This is a genomic window from Streptomyces sp. NPDC020489 (assembly GCF_044386545.1).
Classification (GTDB): domain Bacteria; phylum Actinomycetota; class Actinomycetes; order Streptomycetales; family Streptomycetaceae; genus Streptomyces.
In genome coordinates this window covers 505,151-522,160 of sequence record NZ_JBIRUZ010000005.1, presented here as the reverse complement: position 1 = coordinate 522,160, position 17,010 = coordinate 505,151, and the positions used below count along the sequence as shown (strand labels likewise).

The following is a 17,010-nucleotide window of genomic DNA, read 5'->3' as shown; positions in this document are numbered from 1 at the left end:
TCCTGCGCCATGCCACTGGCTCTCCTGGCCCTGGCTGTTGTCGCTTTCGGCATCGGCACCACCGAGTTCGCCACGATGGGCCTGCTGCCCCAGATCGCCGACGGCATCGGAGTGTCCGTGCCGCAGGCAGGCAACATCGTCTCCGCCTACGCCCTCGGCGTCGTCGTCGGTGCCCCCGTGCTGACCGGCATCGGCGCGCGCATGCCGCACAAGCGCTTGTTGCTGCTCCTGTCGGGGCTGTTCGTCATCGGCAACGTCGCGTCCGCGCTCGCCCCCACCTTCGGGCTGCTCTTCGCCGCACGCTTCCTGGCAGGCCTGCCCCACGGAGCCCTGTTCGGCGTGGGCGCGGTCGTCGCCTCCCGCCTGGTGGCCCAGGACCGGGCCGCACGCGCGGTGTCGAAAATGTTCCTCGGCCTGACCATCGCCAACATCGTCGGCGTCCCGGCCGGTACGGCCCTCGGACAGCAGCTGGGCTGGCGGTCCGCCTATGTCGCGGTGGCCGTCATCGGCGTCATCGCGCTCGCCGCGCTGGCCGTCTTCGTCCCCCACCAGCCCCGTGGCGAGCAGTCCGGCGTCCGGCACGAGCTGCGGGCGATGGGCAACAAGCAGGTGATGATCGGCCTGGCCACCGCGGTCGTGGGCTTCGGCGGGTTCTTCGCCGTCTACAGCTACCTCGTGCCCATGCTGACGAATCTGACGGGCCTGTCCGACTCCTCGACCACCCTGGTCCTCGCGCTCTACGGCGTCGGCATGACGCTCGGCACGCTGCTCGCGGGCCCGCTCACGGACCGCGCGCTGCGCCCCACGCTGTACGCGGGGCTCGCGCTGCTGTCCGTGGCGCTGGTGGTGTTCTACTTCACCGTGCACAGCACCGTGCCGGCCCTCGTGACGATCACCTTCATCGGCGCGCTGGGCGCCCTGATCACCACGCCTGTCCAGATCCTGCTCATGGCCAAGGCGAAGGACGCCCCGACCATGGCGGCCGCCTCCAACCACTCCGCCTTCAACCTGGCCAACGCCGGCGGCGCCTGGCTCGGTGGTCTCGCCATCTCGGCGGGCTGGGGCTGGGCCTCGCCCGCCCTGGTCGGTGCGGCGCTGGGCGCGGCCGGGCTGGGGCTGGCGTTCATGGGCGGTGCCCTGGACCGCGGCGGACGGCGCTCCGAGGTGATCACGTCCTCAAGCAAGCAGACCGAGCAGGTCACCGTCGGCCGCTAGCTGGATACGGGGACGCGGGCCGCGACACCGACACGTCACGGCTCTTCCCGCGCGACCGTACGGAAACAGGCGCTCCCAGCCCCAGCGGGCCCCAGCCGGCCCAGCCCCAGCTGAACCCAGCCCCGGCGGGCCCCAGTCCGAGGTGGCCCTCAGTCCGACAGCGGATACGACACGACCCGCGGGACCCGCTCCGGTCGGTCGTCCGCGTACACGAGCGTGATCCGGGAGTAGTGCGAGACTTGCGGCCGCGTCTCCCAGGGCTGCGGACGGTCGAGCTTCACGCTCACGCGATACGCGTGGAAGCGCCCGACCGCGCAGTACGGCTTGCAGTCGTTGACCCAGTTCACACCCTCGGCCCGCGCCGCACCCGTACCCCAGCGGGACCAGTGCAGCGAGGCCAGACGACTGTTGCCGTCGCCGCAGGCGAGCAGGAAGTCGGACGGCCGCACCTGGGCGTGCCCCAGACAGTCGACGAGAACCGGCAGACCGACGCGCTGCTGCGCGCTCTGCGCGGCCCGTACCGGTTCCGGTTCCGACCGGGCCGCGGGCGCGGTGCCTGCCGCCGTGGCGAGCGCGGCGACCGCGAAGAGCGTGACGGTCGTGGTGAATGCCCGTGTCTGCATGGCCGGCCCCCGCTGCCGCTCGTGGGCGTATGTCCCGCTTCCGACGCTACGACCGAGGCCCCGAACGCACCACTCGAACGGAGCAGCGGTCGGTCGACCACGGCTCACGGGCACCGCGGAAGCGGGCGCGCTGCCCGTCCCGGCGGCCAGGCTGCCGCGCGCTGCCCGAAGGGGGCGCTGCCGACCCGGCGGCCACGCTGCCGAACGCCGCCCGGTCGCAGGAGATGGTCGCCCGGCGACAGCCTGCACCCCCGCACGGCCCGCATCGCATCCGATGACTTTCCGCCGCCCCGTGAGTCGTAGCCCACGACCTCACTCGACGGGAAGGCCAGACCCCCATGAACACCCTGCGCGACACCCTTCACCGGTACGTCGACGACGGAAGCGTTCCGGGCGCCGTGGCCCTGGTGGCCCGCGGCGCAGACGTGGAGGTGGTGACGGCCGGTTCGATGGACGCCGACGGCCCCGCCCCGATGGAGAGGGACTCGCTGTTCCGGATCGCCTCCCTCACCAAGCCGATCACGGCGGCGGCCGTCCTGATGCTGGTGGAGGAGGGACGGCTGACCTTGGACGCGCCCGTGGAGACGTGGCTGCCGGAGCTGGCGAAGCCCAGCGTGGTCCGTACCCCTGACGCCCCGATCGACGACCTCGTCCCGGCCGCCCGCTCGATCACCGTCGAGGACCTGCTCAGTTCCCGCGCGGGCTGGGGCTTCCCGGACGACTTCTCACTCCCCGCGGTGCAGTCCCTGTTCGCCGTGCAGAAGGACGGCCGAGCGCTGCGGGACTGGCCGGATGCCGACACCTGGCTGCGCCTGCTCGCACGGGCACCGATGGTGTGCCAGCCGGGGGAGGCCTGGCTGTACGGAACCTGCTCCGACCTCCAGGGCATCCTCATCGCCCGGGCGTCGGGCCGTACGCTCCCCGAATTCCTCGCGGAACGGGTCTTCGAGCCGCTCGGCATGAAGGACACGGCCTTCGAGGTCCCCGAGCCGAAGCGGCACCGCTTCACCTCGGCCTACGCCCCGTCCCCCGACGGCACCCCGCACCTCGTGGACGCCCCCGACGGACAGTGGAGCAGCCTCCCGCGCTTCCACTCCGGTGGCGGGGGCCTGGTCTCCACCGCCGACGACTGGCTGGCCTTCGCCCGCATGCTGCTGAACGGTGGCGAGGCGGCCGGCCACCGCCTGCTCGGCCCCGACTCGGTCCGCCGTATGACCACCGACCACCTCACGCCCGCCCAGCGCGCGAACGCCACCCTCTTCCTGGAGGGCCAGGGGTGGGGATACGGCGGCCAGGTCGACATCACCTCGACGGAACCCTGGAACATCCCGGGCCGTTACGGCTGGGTGGGCGGCACAGGCACGACAGCGCACCTCGTGCCGTCCACGGGAACGGTCGCGATCCTCCTGACCCAGGTCGCGATGGAGAGCCCGACCCCCACACCGCTGATGCGGGACTTCTGGCGGAGCACGGCGAGCGGTCGACCCTACGAGGGCGCGGCGCCCGCCCCGATCCAGCCGCGGTAGGCGTCCACGTCCACGTTGCTCCCGCACACCACGGTCACCACGTGCCGACCGGCGAAGCGGGCGCGGTCCTCGAGGATCGCCGCGACGCCGAGCGCGGCCGACGGTTCGACGACGAGCCCCGCGTGGTCGAGGAGCATCCGCATCCCGGTGACGATCGACTCCTCCCGGACCAGGACGGCGTCATCGGCGACCAGGAGGAGGTCGTCCAGCACAGCCGGGATGGGGCGCCGACCGGCGACACCGTCGGCGATCGTCTCGGCCGACTCGGTGGTGACGACGCCCCGTTGACGCCACGACAGGGTCAACGCCGGTGCGCCGAGCGGCTGGACGCAGATCACCTCGACCCCGGGTGCGAGGGCCTTGACGACGTGACCCACGCCCGTGGCCAGGGCGCCACCGCCGAGGGCGACGAGCACGGTGTCGAACGGGGCCGCGCCGTACGGCGGTTCGACCAGTTCCAGCCCGATCGTCGCCGCGCCCTCGCAGGTCTCGACGTCCAGGCTGTCCTCCACGAGCCGGATGCCGTCGGACCGCGCGATGGCCGCCGCCCGGTCGCGGGCCAACTCGTGGTCGCCGTCGACCAGTTCCAACCGGGCGCCCAGCGCGCGGATCCGATCGAGCTTGGCGGCGGTCGCGAAGCGGGACGCCACGACGGTCACCGCGAGCCCCCGGCCTCTCCCCGACCAGGCGAGGGCCTGACCGAGGTTGCCCGCGCTCGCACACACCACGGCCCGCTCCCCACGGCCGGCCAGCGCACTCGCGACGAGCTCGGTGCCCCGCCCCTTGAAACTGCGCACCGGGTTCGCCGTCTCGAGCTTCACACTCACCGCGCACCCGAGCAGCGGCTCCAGCGCCTCGCAGCGGTACAGAGGCGTGTTGAGGAACACCGGGTCGATCACCCGACGAGCGGCCCGGATCCGAGCGGTGTCAAGGCGCGTCTGCTGCACGGCGCGCCAGCCTAGCGACAGGCGCAGACCGCCCGCACCGCAGCCATGACTACGACCTCCACCTCCGACCACCACGGTCCGGGCGTTCGCACGGCAGCCTGTCCCATCCCGACGCGTGGTGTCGGAACGCGGTCCGGTGCGACATCGTGTGAGACACGGGCCGGTCGGTGAGGGGATGGGGCGGATGAGGGTCGTCGTGACGGGCGCGTCCGGGTTCCTGGGCCGTCTGCTGGTGAGGGAACTGCTCCGGACGCGGAGCTTCGCCGGGACCCCGGTCACCGGGCTGGTGCTGGTCGATCGGGTGGACCTGCCCGACCAGCCGGGCGGAACGGACCCGGTCGTGCGCACGGTCACAGGCGACCTCGTCGAGCACCTCGCTGAGGTGTTCGCGGAGCCGGTGGACGTGGTGTTCCATCTCGCGGCGGCGGTGTCCGCCGAGTGCGAGGCCGACTTCGACCTCGGGATGCGGGCCAACGTGGATGCCACGCGCGCTGCTGGAGGCGGCGCGGGTACAGGCGGCGCGGGGCGGCTCGGTGGCGCGGGTGCTGTTCACCAGCAGCCTCGCCGTGTACGGCCCGCCGGCGGGGTCCGAACCTGGGTCGCCGGTCAGCGAGGCGACCCTGGCGGTCCCCCGGTCGAGCTACGGCACACAGAAGTTGATGTGCGAGCACCTCATCGCGGACATGACCCGCCGCGGGTTCGTCGAGGGGCGTGTGGCGCGGTTGATGACCGTCGCGGTACGGCCGGGCAGACCGAACGCGGCCGCCTCCGGTTTCGTCTCCGGGATCATCCGTGAGCCGCTCGCCGGCCGGCCCACCGTCTGCCCCGTCGCCCTCGATCTGCGGGTGGCGCTGGCCTCACCGCGCACCACGATCCGGTCCGTGCTGCGGATCGCGGAGACCGAGCGCGGCAGCACGGGAGGCGCGGAGGCGGCGCTGCCGGTCAACGTGCCCGGTCTGACCGTCTCCGTCGCCGACATGCTCGCCACCCTGCGGCAGGTGGCCGGTGCCGCGGTCGCCGACCTCGTGACCGTCGCACCCGACCCGGCGGTGACGGCCCTGGTCGGCTCCTGGCCCGCGCATGTCGACAACCGCCGCGCCGCGGAGCTGGGCCTGCTGCCCGACCCGGGCTTCGAAGCGGTCGTACGGGACTACCTCGCCGCGCACCCCGAGGCGGTGTCGCGGCCGCCGCGTCCCTGAGCCGGCGCCCTCACCGGCCGCTGCTCATGGCGGAGGCCTGTTGCCGAGGTCCGCGGCGGTCGCGTGCGATGCCGGGCCGTGCCCCAGCCGGGCCGCCAGGAGGGTGACGTCGTCCTCGGAGCCGACCGGGGCCAGCCCGCCCAGCACGAGGTCGAGGACGTGCGGCAAAGGATGCCCCGGGGTGACGGGTGTGGCGGCCAGTGCGGTCAGCCCGGCGTCGATGTCCCGGCCGCGCCGTTCGACCAGCCCGTCGGTGTAGAGGAGCAGCAGCGAGCCCTGCGGCATGGGCAGGCACCGGCTGCCGTACCCGCCGGTCCCCGTTCCCAGGGGAGGGCCGACGGGGAGGTCGGCGAGTTCGGGGACGCTGTCGGGGCGGGCCAGCAGGGGCGGGACGTGTCCGGCCGTGGCCAGGACGGCGTGACCGGCCCCGGGGTCCAGGAGGGCCAGTACGCAGGTGGCGACCCGGTCCAGGTCGAGCGCGTGGGCCGTACGGTCCGCCTCGGCGAGGAGCCGGTCGGGGGCGAGGCCCTGAAGGGCCAGGGTGCGGATCAGGGACCGGTACTCGCTCATGGCGGCCGCCGCACGCACTCCGTGCCCCATGACGTCGCCGACGACGAGCAGGGTGCGCCCGCCGGGCAGGGTGACGGTGTCGAACCAGTCGCCCCCGACCTCGGCCCCGCGCCCGGCCGGCAGATAGCGGCTGGCGATCTCCACACCGGGTCCGGTCCGTTGCGGGGTGGCGAGGAAGGCGCGCTGCATCTCCAGGGTGGTCTCGTGCTCGTGGGTGTAGCGCAGCGCGTGGCCGATGCCCGTCGCGGCCCGCGCGGTGACCTGTGCGAGGACCTCGACGTCGGCGGGGGCGAACTCGGGGGAGTCGCCCCGGCGGCCGACGATCACGGCCCCGATCGGCTCGCCCGCGTGCATCAGCGGGAGATAGGCGACGGAGTGCAGGCCCATCGCCCGGTAGCGCTCCAGGCGCTGCCGGGTGGGAGCCATGAGGCGGACGGCGTCGTCGTCGGGCCGATTGAGTACGACGGGCTCGTGCTCGGTGAGGACCCGGGCCATCGACGAACTGGCCTGATGGAAGATCACCTCCCCGCCCCTGGTCACGGGGGCCGGCAGGGGGCCGTGGGTACTGGGAGCGGCGGTCACGGCCATGCGCCGCAGCCACACGGGGGCGGGGGTGGCAGGCGCCCTGGGGGTGCCCTCGGGGTCGACGACGTCGACGGCGGCGTAGTCGGCGAAGCGGGGCACGAGGAGGTCGGTCAGGGCCCGGCAGGCCTGTGCCGCGTCGAGGGTGCCGCCGACCCGGGTCGCGGTCTCGGCCAGCAGCTCGAGGCGGTCCTGGGCGCGGCGCAGCGTCTCGTTCTGCCGGATGCCGTCGGTCACCTCCATCACGATGGCGGCGACGCCGAGGACCTCGCCGTCGTCGGCGTCCAGCCGCTGGAAGGCGCCGAGCCAGTACCGCGGTACGTCGACGGGGTCGGCCGGTGGGCGGCCGTCGAACACGACCACCTGCGGTCGGCCGGTGCGGAGCACCTCGCGGGCCACCTCCGCCGACGGGCCGGAGCCGGGGATCACCTCCGGCATGGGCCGGCCGAGGTGCTCCTCGACCGGCAGGCCGTTGGCCTTCGCCAGCGCGTCGTTGACGTACAGGTAACGCAGCCGCTGGTCCAGGATCCCGATGCCCGCGGGTGTCTCGTCCAGTAACCGTCGCCCGAGTCGCAGCTCGTCCACCACACGGTCCGCCTGCGGAGCGCGGCCCGCCGCGTCGCGGACCGCCTCCGACAGCGCCCTCAGCGCCGCCGACGTCAGGAACGGATCGGGGGGCGCGGTCGGGAAAGGGTCGAGGGCGTTCATCCGGTGGGTCCCCCGCTCCTGACATGGCCGGCCCGGTCACACCGTGGCCACCCCTGCGCCTTCCGATCACCGGGGTCCGTTTAGTCCTACTTGACCAGCATTACAGCGCATCTCGTACGCCGTGGCTGTGACCTAGGTCTCATTCTGCCGCCGTGGCACCGCCCAGGACGCCGACCGGATGTGACCGCTGTCGTCAGGCCGGGGCCACTCGGGTGAACGTTCTAATGCGCGGATCTTCCTGTTCGCCCGTTTCCGGGGTTCGCCTTGCCGCACGATAGGTGGGTCATGACGCCGGACCCGGAGCACGTATGAACCCACCGCGTATCGACGTCGTACACCCGGACGCACTCGGCGCCGACGACGTCGACCTGTGGAACGAGTTGCGGGCCCGGGGCACGGATGCTCCCAACCCCTTCATGAGCGCGGAGTTCACCCGCGCGGTCGGACGAGTGCGGTCCGACACCCGGGTCGCCGTCCTGCGCCGCCAGGGAGAGACGGTCGGCTACTTCCCCCACCAGAAGGGGAGATGGGGCCACGGCTACGCGGTCGGCCTCGGAGTCTCCGACAGCCAGGGCGCCGTGCTGAGCCCCGACCTCGACCTGGACCTCCAGCACCTGATGCGCGCCTGCTCCCTCACTGCCTGGGAGTTCAACCACCTGGAGGACGGCGGCCAGGAGCTGTTCCTGCCCTACGCGACGGGTCGGTTCGCCTCACCCGTCATCGACCTCACCGGCGGCTTCGAACGCTACGAGGAGCATCTGCGGGCGCACTCGCGCAAGTTCCTCAAGGCGGCGCGCGCACAGGAACGGCGCATGCACCGCGACCTCGGCCCCCTGCGCTACGTCCACGACGAGCGGGACCCCGCGGCCCTGCGCACCCTCATCGCCTGGAAGTCCGCCCACTACCGGCGCACAGGCCGCCGCGACCCCTTCGCCCAGCCCTGGATCGCCCGGCTCGTACACGACCTGGCCGGCTCCAGGTCCCCGCACTGCTCCGGCATCCTGTCGGTGCTCTACGCCTCCGGCAGCCCCGTGGCCGCCCACTTCGGTCTTCGTTCCCGTACGGTCTTCTCCTGCTGGTTCCCCTCCTACGACCGGGCCTTCGCCGTCTTCTCGCCCGGACGCGTGCTCTACCTCCGCATGATCGAGGCGGCTGCCGCCACCGGGATCCGCGTCTTCGACTTCGGCAGGGGGCAGGCCGCGTACAAGGACTCCTTCAAGACCGGGGACCTCCTGGTCCACGAAGGCGCCGTGCGCGCGGCGGGACCGGGCGCCGTCCTGCACTGGCTCCGTCGCGAACCGGTGCGGGCCGTCCAGGGGTTCGTCCGCGAGCGGCCCGCGCTCAAGGCGGCGGCGGCCCGGACCCTGCGGACGTTCGGTGCGGCACGGGCGCGCTGACCTCTCCTCGGACCTCTCGGCCGAGCACGGGCCGGTGTCCGCGGGCCCGGCGCAGGAACGGCGCCTCGATGATGTAGTACGACAGGAGAGCCATCACCACGGTCAGCACCACGGTGGCCGACAGCAGCTCGTCCTTCACACCGAGGGAGGCCAGCAGTCGTACGACCGGGTAGTGCCACAGGTAGATGCCGTAGCTGAGGTGGCGTCCCGTCCAGGCGAGCGGCGGGAACGCGAGCAGGCGGGACAGCCGGCCCTCCGGCCGTAGCTCCAGCCCCGCGACGAGCGTGGCGGACACCACCGCCACGCCGAGGAACCCGACCGTGTACCACAGCACGGTCCAGGCGCCGAGGTCCCCGGTCACCGGGACCCGCCAGGCCACCAGTGCCAGCAGCGCGAGGGCGGGGCCGGCGAGCCGGCCGGACCAGGTGCGCAGCAGGGCCAGCCGAGGATCGTCCGCGCGCAGCCGCGCCAGCACCACGGCGACCAGGGCACCGGCCAGCAGTTGGTCGGCGCGGGTGTCGGTGCCGTTGTAGATGCGGTGGGTCGCGTCCGGGGCCCACAGGGCGCAGCGCCACAGGAAGGGCAGGACGCACAGGGCCGCCGTGCACAGCAGGACCGTGCGGGCCCGCAGCCGGCGCAGGAAGAGCAACAGGAGCAGCGGCCACAGCAGATAGAACTGCTCCTCCACACCCAGGGACCAGGTGTGAGCGAGGGGTCCCCCGGAGTACGGCCCGGACTCCACGGCCCGTACGACGTTGGTCACGAACGTCGCCGCGAGGCCCACCGCCTGCCACGAGCCGTCGAAGGCCCACAGCGAGGTCGTCGCCGCCAGCACCAGGCAGACCGCGCACAGCGCCAGCAGCGCGGGCACGAGTCGCAGCCAGCGGCGCCGGTAGAAGGGCAGCAGGGCGATGGTGTCGTGGCGTGTGTACTCGGCGAGGAGCAGGCGGGTGATCACGAAGCCGCTGATGGTGAAGAAGACGTCCACGGCCACCGAGCCGCCGGGGACCAGCGTGTGGTCGACGTGGTAGACGAGGACCAGCGCGACCGCGAGGGTCCGCAGACCGTCCAGTTGGCCGACCCGGCCGCTGTGCAGGGTGGCCGAAGGAAAGCCCCGGCGTGCGCCTGCCGCCGGGGCCTTGGATCTCCGGACGCCGACCGCCGCCTCTGTCCTCGTTGCTTCCAGGGCCGTCGAGTCCGGTGCGTTGACCATGAAGGAGATCGCTTCCCACCTGCCCGCTGATTCCAGGGTGACTTGATGCACCTGTCCGTAAAGCACGGTCACATGCCTTCCTGGCAGCCACCTGTTTGAATCACGGAGTACGGCTCGGCACGCGGGCGGGCTCCTCGGCGAGCCGCACACCTGCTCGCCCCGCGGGCACCCGGGACAGGGGGCGTAACCCGGCGTGCTCCGATCGCGCTGCTCAACACGCCACGGTCGGCGTGGAGTTGGGGCCGAGACGCGCACATGTGGGCAGCGGGATCCGCATCGCCGACCACGCGGCTGCGGCCTGCGCCCTCCAACGGAGGAAACCTCATCCGTCCCGTAAGGTCGGCGGTGTTCGTGTGCCCGGGCCTGGGCTACACCACGTTGAAGCCGCGCGACGCGTCGTAGATGTCGGTCTCGATGAAGACGACGAAGAACGACGTCACGACGTACATGACCATGACGCCGTCCTCCCAGGCGGAGCGGGTCACGCTGTCGTCGAGGTAGGCGAGGTGGCTGTCGGGGCCTTCGGGGTCGGCCGCGATCCTGTCGACGAGTCGCAGGAACTTCTGCCGGTCGTCGGCCGGCATGTAGTCACGGAACCGCGCCACCTGCTCGGTGAACTGCACACGCTTCTTCATCGAGGCGGCAGTTTAGGGACCCGGCCAGCAGTCTGCCGGGAATTTCGGCCGGGCCCATGGGGGCGCGGCGAAGGGCTCCTCCAGGAACGGGACTTGGAGGAGCCCTTCGGCTTCGACGTTACGAGAGCGCGGGAAGTACGTGGTCACCGACCTTGTCCGTGCTCAGGCACAGGGAGCACACCACCGCGTCATGGGTCTGGCAGGCGGCCAGGTCGGGACGCTCGTACGGCTGGTGGCACACGTGGCAGTCGAGGGTGACACCGCTCGGGTTGCCCTCGCCGTCGAGCATCGGTTCGGCGATGCCGTCGTCGGTGCGGCGCAGGTAGTACCTGCCCTTGGTGGCGATCGCCATGACCGGGGTGAGGACGAAGGCGATCACCGCGGCGGCGACCGGCGAGTACGGCTGGAGGGTGTCGCCCAGCGCGTGGAAGTACAGGGCGATGGACAGCCCGGAGGCGGCGAGGAAGGAGACCACCCCGACGGGGTTGACGGCGTAGAGCATGCCGCGGCGGAACTCCGGTGCGTGCGGGGAGAGTTTGAGCAGGTACTTGTTGACGCCGATGTCGGTGGCGACGGTGACGACCCAGGCGATCGCGCAGTTGGAGTAGAAGCCCAGGATGCTGTTGAGGAAGCTGAACATGTCGGCCTCCATCAGCGCGAGTGCGAAGCCCAGGTTGACCAGGACGAAGACCATACGGCCCGGGTAGCGCTTGGTGACGCGGGTGAAGGAGTTGGTCCAGGCGAGCGAGCCGGAGTAGGCGTTCGTCACGTTGATCTTGATCTGGCTGATGACGACCAGCGCCACGGCGAGCGGGAGCACCATCCAGGACGGCATCATCGCGTCGAAGGCGCCCTTGAACTGCTGGATCGGCTCGGGGGCCACGTCGGGGCCGACCTTGGCGAGGATGTAGACGGCGAGGAAGACGCCGATGGCCTGCTTGAGGGCGCCCAGGACGACCCAGCCGGGGCCGGCCATGATCACCGCGGTCCACCAACTGCGCTTGTTCGCCTCGGTCTTGGGCGGCATGAAGCGCAGGTAGTCGATCTGCTCGCCGATCTGTGCGATCAGGGACAGGCACACGCCCGCGCCGAGCAGCACGGAGGCGGTGTTCACCCCGCCCTCGCCGTCGGTTCCGGCGTAGGAGAGGAAGCGGTCGACGGTGCCGGGGTCGGTGGTGATGAGGTAGACCAGCGGGGCGACCATGAGGATCAGCCAGATCGGGGTGGTCCACACCTGGAGCTTGCTGAGCGCCGTCATGCCGTAGATCACCAGCGGGATCACCATCAGGGTCGACACCAGGTAGCCGAGCCAGAGCGGCAGTCCGAGGCCCAGTTTGAGGCCCTGGGCCATGATCGAGCCTTCGAGGGCGAAGAAGATGAAGGTGAAGCTGGCGAAGATGACGCTGGTGAGGACCGAGCCGTAGTAGCCGAAGCCGGAGCCGCGGGTGATCAGGTCCAGGTCGATGTTGTAGCGGGCGCCGTAGTAGGCGAGCGGGAAGCCGGTGACGAAGATGACCACGGCGGCGACGGCGATCGCCACGAGCGCGTTGCCGGTGCCGTGGGCGAGGCCGATGCCGGCGCCGATGGAGAAGTCGGCCATGTAGGCGATGCCGCCGAGGGCGGTGGTGGCCACGACCATGGGGGTCCAGCGGCGGTAACTGCGCGGGGCGAAGCGGAGGGTGTAGTCCTCCAGCGTCTCCTTCACCGCCTGGTCGGTGCCCGGCGCCGCCTTCCGCGTGGGGCCCGGCGACTGTGGCTCGGTGACGTCTGCCAGTTGTGGCTCAGCGCTCATGCCACGCCTCCTTGCCGCGGGGTGGGGAGGCGCCTCGCGCGGCGGGTCGTATACGGCCTCATGTCCATGGCGAGGGACGTTAGGCAGGAGGGGTTACCCCTAAATACTTCCTGCATGAAGGAAGTGTTTCGGAAGGCTCTCATCCGTGGGCTATGCTGGATCTTGAGCTGGTCGCCGCAACTCCGGTCGACTGGTGATGCGTTGGTGGTCCAAGGAAAGACGCCCCACTTCCTGTGGGGAGATGCAGGTGCAAGGCCTGCCCGGCGCTCGACTCACGGGGCCCGTCCCGCACCTGGTGCGAGGCGGGCCCCGCTCGTTGTCCAGCGGCGACGCACGGACCCGGCTGGACGGGGGGAACCAGCCGGGGCCGTGACGCGGTGACACGCGGAGGGCGGTCGCCTCGCGGCGAAGGGCTCCATGGGGCTTCAGCCGAACGATCGTCCCCATGGGCCAGGGGTGAGGCCCGGGGACACTGTCCCCTCCGCGGCCACATGGAGTTGAACGGTCAACCTGTCCGGGTTGTTCCGGACCCCGTCCGCGTGCCGCAGTGATGTGCGGCACTCCGCCCGGGCGTCGGTCAGGTGAGGAAGTCGGCGACGAGAGCGGCGAACTCGTCGGGACCGGCGAGCCGGACCCCGAGGGACTCGGCCTTGGCCCGCTTGGACCCGGCGCCCTCTCCGGCGACAACGAGGGTGGTCTTCTTGGAGACGCTGGAGGAGGAGCGCCCACCCGCCCGTTCGATGAGTTCGTTCATCTGGTTACGGCTGAGCTTCTCCAGCGCACCGGTCATCGCCCCGGTCACGACCACCGTCATCCCCGCCAGGGGCCCGGCCGCCGCCTGTGGGCTCTCCGCGTCGGCGCCGGTCTCCTCGGCCGCGGGGGAGGGCGGGGTGGCGCCGGGCTCGGTCATGTTCACCCCGGCCGCGGCGAGCTTGTCGATCAGGGGGGCGAGTTCGGCGAGTTCGGCCACGATGGAGGGGGCCTTCTCGGTGCCGATGCCCTCGACCTGCTGCATCGCCTCGGCGTCGGCGGCCCGGACGTGGTCCATGGTGGCGAAGTGGCGGGCGATCCGGCGGGACATGGACCGGCCGGTGCCGCGCACCCCCAGTGCGCACAGCACCCGGGACAGCGGCTGGCGCTTGGCCGCGGCCAGTGCGGCGAGGAGGTTGTCGGTGGACGTCTCGCCCATCCGCTCCAGAGCCAGGAGCTGTTCACGGGTGAGGGCGAACAGATCGGCGAGGTCGGCGACCAGCCCGGCGTCGACGAGCTGGACCACGCGGGTGTGCCCGAGCCCCTCGACGTCGAGCTGGTCACGGCCGGCCGCGTAGGACAGGGCTGCCACCAGGTGGCAGTTGCGGCCGCTCTCGCACCGCCAGCGCTGCTCGCTGGTGTCGATGGCGGAGCCGCAGCGCGGACAGGCCTCGGGGAAGACGATGGGCTGCTCCTCCCCGGTCCGCAGGTGCGCGACGGGGGCCTCGATGCGGGGAATGACGTCGCCGGCCCGGTGCACCATCACGTGGTCGCCCAGGCGCAGGTCGCGGCGGGTGATGTCGGCCGGGTTGTGCAGCGTGGCGTAGGTGATGGTGGCGCCGTCGATCTCCACCGGCTCCAGCACGCCGCGGGGAGCGATGATGCCGGTCCGCCCGACGTTCCACTCCACCTCCAGCAGCCGGGTGATCTTCTCCACGGCCGGCAGCTTGTAGGCGATGGCCCAGCGTGGCGCGCGTGTCCCGGATCCCGCGGTGCGCTGGTCGGCGGCGAGGTCGGCCTTGATGACGATGCCGTCGATCCCGAACGGCAGCTCGGCCCGCAGCGCGGCGATCTCCCGCACCCGCTCCAGGACCCGCTCGACGGTGTCGGCGGTGATGCCGGGCACGGCCGTGCCGGCGGTGGTGTTGATGCCGTACGCGGCGGCCTGGACCATCAGGTCGCTGTGTGCGAGCTCGCCGAGCCGGGCGGCGAGCTCGGCGTCGGTGTCGGGGAGGGGGAGCAGGCCGTAGCCGAAGAACGTCATCGGCACCGTGTACGCCCGCTCCCTGGCGCGCAGGGTGCCGGCGGCGGCGCCCCGGGGATTCGCGAACGGCTGACCGCCGTGCGAGGTGCGCACGTCGTTGCCGTGCTCGAACTGGGCCGTGGTCATGAGGACTTCACCGCGCACCTCGACGGTGACCGGCTCGGACAGCTGGTCCGGCAGCCCCTCGATGGTGCCGATCGCGTGCGAGACGTCCTCCCCGGCCGTCCCGTCGCCCCGGGTGATCAGCTGTCTCAGTCGGCCGCGGGTGTAGCGGGCGGCGATCGCGAGACCGTCCAGCTTGGGCTCGACGCTGAACCGCTCCACGTCGTGGCCGATCCTGCGGGCCAGCGAGGCCGTCCACGTGGTGAACTCCTCCGGCGAGAACACGTTGTCCAGGCTCAGCATCGCCACCGTGTGCGGGACGTCGCCCTGCACGGCGCCACCGGCGACCTTTCCGGTCGGCGAGTCGGGCAGCACCTCCTCGGGGTGTTCGTCCTCCCACTGCGTGATGGCGCGCACCAGCCGGTCGTAGCTGTCGTCGTCCAGCGGTGAGGACCCGCCGGCGTAATAGGCGGCCGCGGCCTTCACCGCGTGCTCGACGGCCTGCGCGTAGGCGGCGGCGTCCACGATCTGTGCAGCTGGTGTCGTCATGTCCCACATCCTGCCTGCCACCACTGACAATGCCCCGTCGCCGGTCGGTCCGCCGTGCCGGACGCCCCGGTCGGACGTCAGGAGTGGGGGAACCCTGGCGGGTCGCGAGGCCCGGCCGAAGGGCAAGACCCCTCACAGGGGTCCGGCCCTGACCGCTTCCGCATTTCGAAGAACTGTTCCATTTGTCAGGGGTGACGGGTTAGGGTCGTGTTCTGCGGATCTTGAACGGAGGTGCTCCGGAGATGGAGAACGACACACCCGCACGCCGGGGCCGCCCTCCCGGCTCCCGGGCCGCCGAAGGGCAGCTGACCAGGCGTCAGGCGGCTATCGTGCGGTGCATCATGGAGGCGGTCGACCGACAGGGCTATCCGCCCTCGATGCGGGAGATCGGCCAGGCGGTGAACCTCGCCAGCACGTCCTCGGTGGCTCACCATCTGATGACCCTCGAACGCAAGGGCGTCCTCTATCGCGACCCGCACACCCCTCGCGCCTACCGCGTAAGGCCGTCCTGGGCGCCCGACCTGGGGGACCGCAGCGAGGTGCTGGTCGACGTACCCCTCGTCGGCCGGATCGCCGCCGGTACGCCCCTGCTCGCCGAGGAGATCGTCGAGGACGTCTACTCCCTGCCGCGCCAAGTCGTCGGCGACGGTGACCTGTTCGCCCTGACCGTGACCGGCGACAGCATGATCGACGCGGCGATCTGCGACGGCGACATCGTCACCGTGCGGCGCCAGGACAGCGCCGACCACGGCGACATGGTCGCCGCGCTCCTGGACGACGAGGCCACCGTGAAGATGCTGCGCCGGCAGGACGGCGAGGTGTGGCTGATGCCCCGCAACCCCGCCTACCGGCCGATCCGCGGCGACCAGGCGCAGATCCTCGGCAAGGTCGTAGGAGTCCTGAGGCTCCTGTGACCGGCCGGCCAGGCAACTTCGGCCATCCGATGGGCCGTTGAGACTCGGCTTCGCAGCACGGACAGGTGCCACCGGACTACCGTTGCCGTCCATGACCACCACCGAGACGGACATCACCGAGGACCTGGTCCGGGAACTCCTGCGCGAGCAGCACCCCGACCTGGCGGACCTCCCTCTGAAGCTGGGTGCGCTCGGCTGGGACAACCAGGTGTGGCGGCTCGGCGACGACCTCGCCGTCCGGCTCCCGTGGGCGACGGGGTCCGCGGACGAACTGCTGCGCAAAGAGCACACGTGGGCGCCCGTGCTGGCCCCACGCCTGCCCCTGCCCATTCCCGTCCCGCAACGCCTCGGTGAGCCCTCGGAGCGGTTTCCGCGGCCCTGGCTCGTGACCACGTGGGTGCCGGGTGAGCCCGCCGACCGTGCCCCCGCGACACGTGGCGCGGAAGCGGCCGTGACCCTGGCCGCCTTCCTCGCGGCACTTCACCGCCCGGCGCCCGACGGGGCACCCGCGGGACGGGATCGCGGAGGACCGTTGTCCGGTACGGCAGCACACCTCGACCATGGCCTCGGCTCGGCCGTCGAGCTGGGGCTGATTCGCGAACCGGACGCCGTACGAGCGGTCTGGGAGGACGCCGCTGCCGCGCCCGAGTGGTCAGGTCCGGCCCTGTGGCTCCACGGCGACCTTCATCCGGCCAACGTCCTTACCGCGGACGGCACTTTCTCCGGGGTGATCGACTTCGGCGACCTCTTCGCGGGCGATCCCGCGCTCGACCTCGCCGCCGCCTGGATCCTGCTGCCCGACGGTGCCCTCGACCGCTTCCACGAGAGCTACGAGCCGAGCCCGGACGCCGCGACGCTGCGCCGCGCCCGTGGATGGGCGGTGCTCAAAGCGCTCGCGTGCATCCACATCGCGGACGCCGGCGACCACGGCCGCCCAGGCGGAAAGTCCAGCTGGGGGCCGCCGGCACACGCCTCACTGCGACGCCTGGCCTCCTCGGTCGGCCGGTGATCATCGGAGCCGACA

The 17,010-nt window shown here is 71.9% G+C and carries 12 protein-coding genes and 1 pseudogene; 6 read left to right on the top strand and 7 right to left on the bottom strand.

Features of this window, described 5'->3' with window-relative positions; all coding sequences use genetic code 11:
• Positions 1–9: 9 nt before the first annotated feature.
• Entirely contained in the window at positions 10–1,215 is a 1,206-nt protein-coding gene (locus ACH41F_RS16320; protein WP_398836112.1) for an MFS transporter, read from the top strand.
• Between the two features lie 149 nt (positions 1,216–1,364).
• Here ACH41F_RS16320 and ACH41F_RS16315 read toward each other — a convergent pair whose 3' ends face one another.
• Complete coding sequence (locus ACH41F_RS16315) at positions 1,365–1,838, bottom strand: hypothetical protein (RefSeq protein WP_398836109.1); 474 nt, start codon at positions 1,836–1,838, stop codon at positions 1,365–1,367.
• A 338-nt stretch (positions 1,839–2,176) separates the two neighbouring features.
• On the opposite strand from ACH41F_RS16315, the gene ACH41F_RS16310 reads away from it, so the two are divergent.
• Entirely contained in the window at positions 2,177–3,364 is a 1,188-nt protein-coding gene (locus ACH41F_RS16310) for a serine hydrolase (RefSeq protein WP_391230801.1), read from the top strand.
• On the opposite strand, the gene ACH41F_RS16305 is transcribed toward ACH41F_RS16310, so the two are convergent.
• Positions 3,325–4,311, bottom strand: a complete 987-nt coding sequence (locus ACH41F_RS16305; RefSeq protein WP_398836106.1) for a threonine/serine dehydratase — start codon at positions 4,309–4,311, stop codon at positions 3,325–3,327. The two genes, ACH41F_RS16310 and ACH41F_RS16305, sit on opposite strands and share 40 nt — an antisense overlap.
• 184 nt (positions 4,312–4,495) lie before the next feature.
• On the opposite strand from ACH41F_RS16305, the pseudogene denD reads away from it, so the two are divergent.
• A pseudogene (denD, locus tag ACH41F_RS16300) lies at positions 4,496–5,510 on the top strand (D-erythronate dehydrogenase).
• 24 nt (positions 5,511–5,534) lie between these two features.
• On the opposite strand, the gene ACH41F_RS16295 reads toward denD, so the two are convergent.
• A complete protein-coding gene (locus ACH41F_RS16295; RefSeq protein ID WP_398836103.1) occupies positions 5,535–7,370 on the bottom strand; it encodes a SpoIIE family protein phosphatase in 1,836 nt (611 codons plus the stop codon).
• 308 nt (positions 7,371–7,678) lie between these two features.
• Between ACH41F_RS16295 and ACH41F_RS16290 the strand changes: the two genes are divergently transcribed.
• Entirely contained in the window at positions 7,679–8,767 is a 1,089-nt protein-coding gene (locus ACH41F_RS16290; RefSeq protein WP_398836100.1) for a GNAT family N-acetyltransferase, read from the top strand.
• Here ACH41F_RS16290 and ACH41F_RS16285 read toward each other — a convergent pair.
• The 4 genes from ACH41F_RS16285 to ligA form a co-directional block, all read right to left on the bottom strand.
• Positions 8,712–10,052 carry an acyltransferase family protein gene (locus tag ACH41F_RS16285; RefSeq protein WP_398836097.1) on the bottom strand — a complete coding sequence of 447 codons (1,341 nt, stop codon included), beginning with the start codon at positions 10,050–10,052 and terminating at the stop codon, positions 8,712–8,714. The two genes, ACH41F_RS16290 and ACH41F_RS16285, sit on opposite strands and share 56 nt — an antisense overlap.
• 296 nt (positions 10,053–10,348) lie before the next feature.
• Positions 10,349–10,615, bottom strand: coding sequence for a hypothetical protein (locus tag ACH41F_RS16280; RefSeq protein WP_391230807.1), 267 nt, complete (start codon positions 10,613–10,615; stop codon positions 10,349–10,351).
• A 118-nt stretch (positions 10,616–10,733) separates the two neighbouring features.
• Positions 10,734–12,407 (bottom strand): purine-cytosine permease family protein, encoded by a 1,674-nt coding sequence (locus ACH41F_RS16275; protein WP_391230808.1) that lies wholly within the window; start codon positions 12,405–12,407, stop codon positions 10,734–10,736.
• Between the two features lie 577 nt (positions 12,408–12,984).
• Complete coding sequence (ligA, locus tag ACH41F_RS16270; RefSeq protein WP_391230809.1) at positions 12,985–15,072, bottom strand: NAD-dependent DNA ligase LigA; 2,088 nt, start codon at positions 15,070–15,072, stop codon at positions 12,985–12,987.
• Positions 15,073–15,314: 242 nt separating this feature from the next.
• Here ligA and lexA point away from each other — a divergent pair, with 242 nt between their 5' ends.
• Together lexA and ACH41F_RS16260 are read left to right on the top strand one after the other, a co-directional pair.
• Positions 15,315–15,986: a transcriptional repressor LexA gene (lexA, locus tag ACH41F_RS16265; RefSeq protein ID WP_391230810.1), complete on the top strand. Its 672-nt coding sequence runs from the start codon at positions 15,315–15,317 to the stop codon at positions 15,984–15,986.
• A 91-nt stretch (positions 15,987–16,077) separates the two neighbouring features.
• Positions 16,078–16,995, top strand: coding sequence for an aminoglycoside phosphotransferase family protein (locus tag ACH41F_RS16260; RefSeq protein ID WP_398836093.1), 918 nt, complete (start codon positions 16,078–16,080; stop codon positions 16,993–16,995).
• Positions 16,996–17,010: the final 15 nt, after the last annotated feature.